Annotated in this window: 6 protein-coding genes; 3 read left to right on the top strand and 3 right to left on the bottom strand. The window is 69.3% G+C overall.

What is annotated here, in order from left to right; translation table 11 throughout:
• Together RIF93_RS18535 and RIF93_RS18530 are read left to right on the top strand one after the other, a co-directional pair.
• Positions 1 to 1366: EF-Tu/IF-2/RF-3 family GTPase (locus RIF93_RS18535; RefSeq protein ID WP_309092930.1), on the top strand; the 1366-nt coding region annotated here is incomplete at its 5' end.
• Positions 1367 to 1470: 104 nt separating this feature from the next.
• Complete coding sequence (locus RIF93_RS18530; RefSeq protein ID WP_309092929.1) at positions 1471 to 2142, top strand: hemolysin III family protein; 672 nt, start codon at positions 1471 to 1473, stop codon at positions 2140 to 2142.
• Here RIF93_RS18530 and RIF93_RS18525 read toward each other — a convergent pair.
• The gene (locus RIF93_RS18525; protein ID WP_309092928.1) at positions 2025 to 2543 is read right to left on the bottom strand and encodes a hypothetical protein; all 519 of its coding nucleotides are present in this window, start codon (positions 2541 to 2543) and stop codon (positions 2025 to 2027) included. The two genes, RIF93_RS18530 and RIF93_RS18525, sit on opposite strands and share 118 nt — an antisense overlap.
• Positions 2544 to 2593: 50 nt before the next feature.
• Complete coding sequence (locus RIF93_RS18520; protein ID WP_309092927.1) at positions 2594 to 3046, bottom strand: GNAT family N-acetyltransferase; 453 nt, start codon at positions 3044 to 3046, stop codon at positions 2594 to 2596.
• A gap of 55 nt (positions 3047 to 3101) precedes the next feature.
• On the opposite strand from RIF93_RS18520, the gene RIF93_RS18515 reads away from it, so the two are divergent.
• Positions 3102 to 4283 (top strand): aminotransferase, encoded by a 1182-nt coding sequence (locus tag RIF93_RS18515; RefSeq protein WP_309092926.1) that lies wholly within the window; start codon positions 3102 to 3104, stop codon positions 4281 to 4283.
• A gap of 2 nt (positions 4284 to 4285) precedes the next feature.
• Here RIF93_RS18515 and RIF93_RS18510 read toward each other — a convergent pair.
• On the bottom strand, positions 4286 to 5051 hold a 766-nt coding region (locus tag RIF93_RS18510; protein ID WP_309092925.1), incomplete at its 5' end, for an SH3 domain-containing protein.

Raw genomic sequence — 5051 nt, 5'->3', positions numbered from 1 at the left:
CGACGAGCAGCTGAACTTCCCGCACATCTACGCCTCGGGCCGCAACGGCTGGGCGACGCTCGACCTGAATCAGCCGTCGGACAACCTGGCTCCGCTGTTCGACCTGATCGTCGACCACGTGCCGCCGCCCGCCGTCGAGGCGAACAAGGACAAGCCGTTCCGCATGCTGAACGTGCTGATTGAGGCTGACCCCTTCCTGGGCCGACTGCTGACCGGCCGGATCGAGAGCGGCAAGGCCGTGGCCGGCATGGCCATCAAGGCGCTGGACCGCGACGGCAAGCAGATCGAGCAGGGCCGCATCACCAAGGTGCTGGCCTTCCGCGGCCTGAAGCGCCAGCCGGTGGAAGAAGGCGCCGAGGCGGGCGACATCGTCGCCATCGCCGGCATGTCCAAGGCCACCGTGGCCGACACGCTGTGCGCGCTGGAAGTCACCGAGCCGCTGCCGGCCCAGCCGATCGATCCGCCGACCATCTCCATGACCGTCGGCGTCAACGACAGCCCGCTGGCCGGCCGCGAAGGCGACAAGGTGCAGTCGCGTGTGATCCGCGACCGCCTGCTGAAGGAAGCCGAGGCCAACGTCGCCATCCGTGTGACCGAGACGCCGGGCTCCGACGCCTACGAGGTCGCCGGCCGCGGCGAACTGCAGCTGGGCGTGCTGATCGAGAACATGCGCCGGGAAGGCTTCGAGCTGTCGATCTCGCGTCCGCGGGTGGTCTACCAGACCGGCGAGAACGGCGAGCGCCTGGAGCCGATCGAGGACGTCGTCATCGACGTCGACGACGAATACACCGGCATCGTCATCGAGAAGCTGTCGGCCCGTAAGGCCGAGCTGAAGGACATGGGCCCCTCGGGCGCCGGCAAGACCCGCATCCAGCTGATGTGCCCGTCGCGCTCGCTGATCGGCTACCAGGGCGAGTTCCTGACCGACACCCGCGGTTCGGGCGTGCTGAACCGCGTGTTCAGCCACTACGAGCCGCACAAGGGCGCCATCGAAGGCCGTCCCAAGGGCGTGCTGGTGTCGAACACCGACGGCGAGACCGCGGCCTATGCACTGTGGAACCTCGAAGAGCGCGGGACCATGTTCGTCGGCGCCGGCGAGAAGACCTACCAGGGAATGATCATCGGCGAGAACAGCCGCTCCGACGACCTCGACGTGAACCCCATCAAGGGCAAGCAGCTGACCAACGTCCGCGCCTCGGGCAAGGACGAGGCCGTGCGCCTGACCCCGCCGCGCCGCCTCACCCTCGAACAGGCCATCGCCTATATCGAGGAGGACGAGCTGGTGGAGGTGACGCCGAAGTCCATCCGCCTGCGCAAGGAAGTGCTGAACCCGTCGTTCCGGAAGAAGCGCGCCCGCGAGGACTAGCCGCGCTTCGTCCGCCGAAAGAACCGGCAACCGAAATTTATCTTCATCGGCCTGGACGCCGGCGCCACGCGCGTGACACGTGAAGGGCGTATGGAGTCCAGGCCATGACGAATTCCACGCCCAAGCCCTACCCGCCCCGCCACTATCCGACGCCCGCCGCCAAGTGCGCCGACCTCGTGGTGCACGTGGTCGGCCTGACGCTCGCCCTGGTGGGCGGGATCGTGCTGCTCACCATCGCGGTGACGAAGGGTTCCATCAGCCAGGTGGTGGGCGTCTCGATCTACGCCGCCGGCGTGCTCGCCATGCTGGGCTTTTCGACCGCTTACAATTTCGCCAAGCCGCAGTACCGGCCGACGCTACGCCGGCTGGACCACGCGGGCATCTTCCTGATGATCGCCGGCTCGTACACGCCCTTCACCCTGGGCCTGCCCGGCGCCTGGGGCTGGGGCATGACGGCGGCGGTCTGGTCGATCGCCACGCTTGGCGCGCTGGGCAAGCTGTTCCTCAAGGGCCTGGACCGGAAGTTCTGGGTGGCCATGTACCTGGCGCTCGGCTGGCTCGTGGTGATCGCCCTGAAGCCGATCATCGACAGCCTGGCCTGGTACGCCTTCGTCCTGCTCGTGACCGGCGGCGTCCTCTATTCGACCGGCGTGATCTTCTACGTGAACAAGCGTCTGAAGTTCGCCCGCGCCATCTGGCACGGCCATGTGGTGGCCGCCGCCGGCGCCCATTGGGCCGCCGTGCTGCTGGGCGTGGTGCTGGCGTCCCAGCACTGAACCTCCAGCAGGCAGCCGTGGATCGCCAGCGTCTCGGCGACGATGCAGGTCGCCGCCCCTAGCGACGCCGGCGGCTCGGCGCCCAGCAGCGTCGCCAATCTATCGTCCATCGCCGCATAGGCCTCGGCCTGGGCGCAGCCGAACACGTCCAGGATCGCCCGCTCGTCCGCGGTCACCTCCGGATCGCCCGGCAGCGACAGCACCAGCCGCCGTCGGCCATGCAGCGCCAGCTGCTGCACGAAGGCCTCCAGCATCCGGCAGGCCTCGGCGCCCGCCCAGCCGCACGCCTGTTCGAAATGCGCCTGGGCGCCCGCGCAGCCCGACTGTCGGGCCAGGCGCCGCACCGCGCCGATCAGCAGGCGCTCGCCATGGAGCTGGGGCGAAGCATCGTCGTCGAGCATGGCCCGACGGTAATGCTATTGATAATCGTTCGCAATTAAGAACGTGCGAGCTAGAGCGGCCGCTCCATCCATACGTCGCAGCGGGCGTATTCGGTCTCGGCCGGCGCGAGGTCGCGGAAGCCCATCGCGCGGTACAGCGCAAGCGCCGGGGCCAGGCTGGAGTTGGTCTCCAGGTAGAGCCGCGGCGCACCCGCCTCGCGCGCGGCCTCGATGCAGCGCTCCATCAGCCGCTTGCCCAGCCCCGAGCCGCGCGCCGCCTCGGTGACCGTCATCTTGGCGACCTCATAGCCGCCGTCCGCCATCCGGATCAGCGCCACGCAGCCCACGGGCTCGCCGTCCTTTAAGGCCATGAAGATCCGCCCGCCCTTGTCGAGGATCTTGCCTTGCGGGTCCTCCAGCACCTCGCGGTCCTTCGCCTCCAGGCTGAAGTGCTTGGAGATCCAGGCCTCGTTCAGCGTGCGGAAGGCCTCGGCGTAGCGGGGTTCGAATTCCACGATTTCCATGACCTTCCCTCCCTCACGGTAGCGCTGGGCCGACTCTGCCGCCAAACTCGCGACGATGGCCAACCCGATCTTCTCCAGCCTGCCAACGACGATCTTCGAGGAGATGTCCGGCCTGGCCCGAACCCTGGGCGCGATCAACCTTGGCCAGGGCTTCCCCGACGATCTGGGCCCGGAGCCCATCCGCCGCAAGGCCGCCGACGCGGTCCTGAACGGCTACAACCAGTATCCGCCGATGCGGGGGCTGCCCGAGCTTCGCCAGGCCGTGGCGGGCCACTACGCCCGCCATCAGGGGCTCGATCTCGACTGGGAGGGCGAGGTCACCATCACCTCGGGCGCGACCGAAGCACTGACCGCGTCCTTCCTGGCGCTGATCCAGCCCGGCGACGAAGTCGTGCTCTTTCAGCCGCTGTACGACAGTTACGCCCCGATGATCCGGCTGGCCGGTGGGGTCCCGCGTCTGGTCCGCCTCGCTCCGCCGGACTGGCGGTTCACGCGGGCCATGCTTGAGGCGGCGTTCGGCGCGCGCACCCGCTTCGTGGTGCTGAACAATCCGATCAACCCGGCCGGCGTGGTCCTGCCCGACGAGGACCTGGCCCTGCTGGCCGAGCTCTGCGTCCGCCACGACGTCACCGCCATCTGCGATGAAGTCTGGGAGCAGGTGGTGTTCGGCGCCGCCCGGCACCGGCCGCTGATCGCCTATCCCGGCATGCGGGAGCGCACGGTGAAGATCGGCTCGGCGGGGAAGATGTTCGGGCTCACCGGCTGGAAGGTGGGTTTCCTGTGCGCCGCGCCCCAGCTGACCCACAGCCTCGCCCGCGCCCACCAGTTCCTGACCTTCACCACCCCGCCCAACCTGCAGGCGGCGGTGGCCTGGGGGCTGGAAAACTCGGACGACTGGTTCACGACCATGCCGCGCCAACTCGAGGCCTCGCGCGACCGCCTGGCCGAAGGCCTACGCCGCGAGGGCTTTGCGGTGCTGCCCAACCAGGGCACCTACTTCCTGAACGTAGACCTGCCGGCGTCCGGCGTCGCCGAGGCGGACCGCGCCTTCTGCCTGCGCGCCGTGCACGAAGCGGGCGTCGCCGCGATCCCGGTGTCCGCCTTCTATGAGGAGGATCCGGTCATCAGCATCGTGCGGCTGTGCTTCTCCAAGGCCGACGCCGTGCTGGACGAAGGCGTCCGGCGCCTGGCGAAGGCGCGCGACCTCTCCCGCCGCGCGCCCTCGCCCACGGCCTAGGCTCAGGCAGGGCCGATCATCGCCGAGCTGACCCAGCCGCGGTTGCCGTTCTCGTCGTCGACCTCCCACCAGATGCCGTTCTTCTGGCCAGTCGGATAGACCATGTCGCCGATGGCGAAGCTGCGCACCTGCGGGGCCTGGGGCGACGGGCTCTTCCGCATCACCACGGCCTGCTTGACCTTCTGGGCCTGCATGCCGGCGGCCTGCGAAGCCTGCTCGCCGGTGGGCGCGCTGCGCTGCAGGTAGCCGACCAGATCGACGAAGGCGTTGAAGTAGGCGGCCGTCACGACCTTGCCCATGGCGGTGTTGCCGTAACCGCCGCCGATCGCGCCCCAGCCGTCGTAGTAGCCGCCGCCGAAGCCGACGTCGGTCTTCTTCGACACGCCCTCGGCCACGTACAACTGCTCGGTCGTGCGCGCGTCCACCAGGGTGATCAGCGCCTGGGCCTGCTGGCTCTTCACCGTCAGGCCGCTGGCCAGCGCCCCGGCCATGCCAAGCCGGCCGCCGAAGGCGCCCACGGCGGCTCCGATCGCGCCCCCGCTGGAGTTGGCGTTGGAGTTCGCCAGGTCCGGCACGATGAAGAAGTCGGCGGCGGCCACCTGACCCTTGCCGACGTTCGAGCCCCGGCGCAGGTCGCCGCCGGCGCCCAGCTCGGCTTCCTGTGCGCGCATCGCCAGGCCGGCGTTGCGGTCCACCACGCGCAGGCAGCCCGAGCGCATGGCGAACAGCTTGATCACCGCTTCCGGGTTGGAGAGGCCCAGCCCCGTC

It is taken from the genome of Phenylobacterium sp., from assembly GCF_031181185.1.
In the GTDB taxonomy this organism is placed as follows: domain Bacteria; phylum Pseudomonadota; class Alphaproteobacteria; order Caulobacterales; family Caulobacteraceae; genus Phenylobacterium.
This window is presented reverse-complemented; position numbering and strand designations above follow the sequence as displayed.

Bases quoted from the DNA above. Each gene is read 5' to 3' on its own strand.
- RIF93_RS18525 (WP_309092928.1), bottom strand. From the start codon at position 2,543: ATGCTCGACGACGATGCTTCGCCCCAGCTCCATGGCGAGCGCCTGCTG.
- RIF93_RS18530 (WP_309092929.1), top strand. From the start codon at position 1,471: ATGACGAATTCCACGCCCAAGCCCTACCCGCCCCGCCACTATCCGACG.
- RIF93_RS18515 (WP_309092926.1), top strand. From the start codon at position 3,102: ATGGCCAACCCGATCTTCTCCAGCCTGCCAACGACGATCTTCGAGGAG.
- RIF93_RS18520 (WP_309092927.1), bottom strand. From the start codon at position 3,046: ATGGAAATCGTGGAATTCGAACCCCGCTACGCCGAGGCCTTCCGCACG.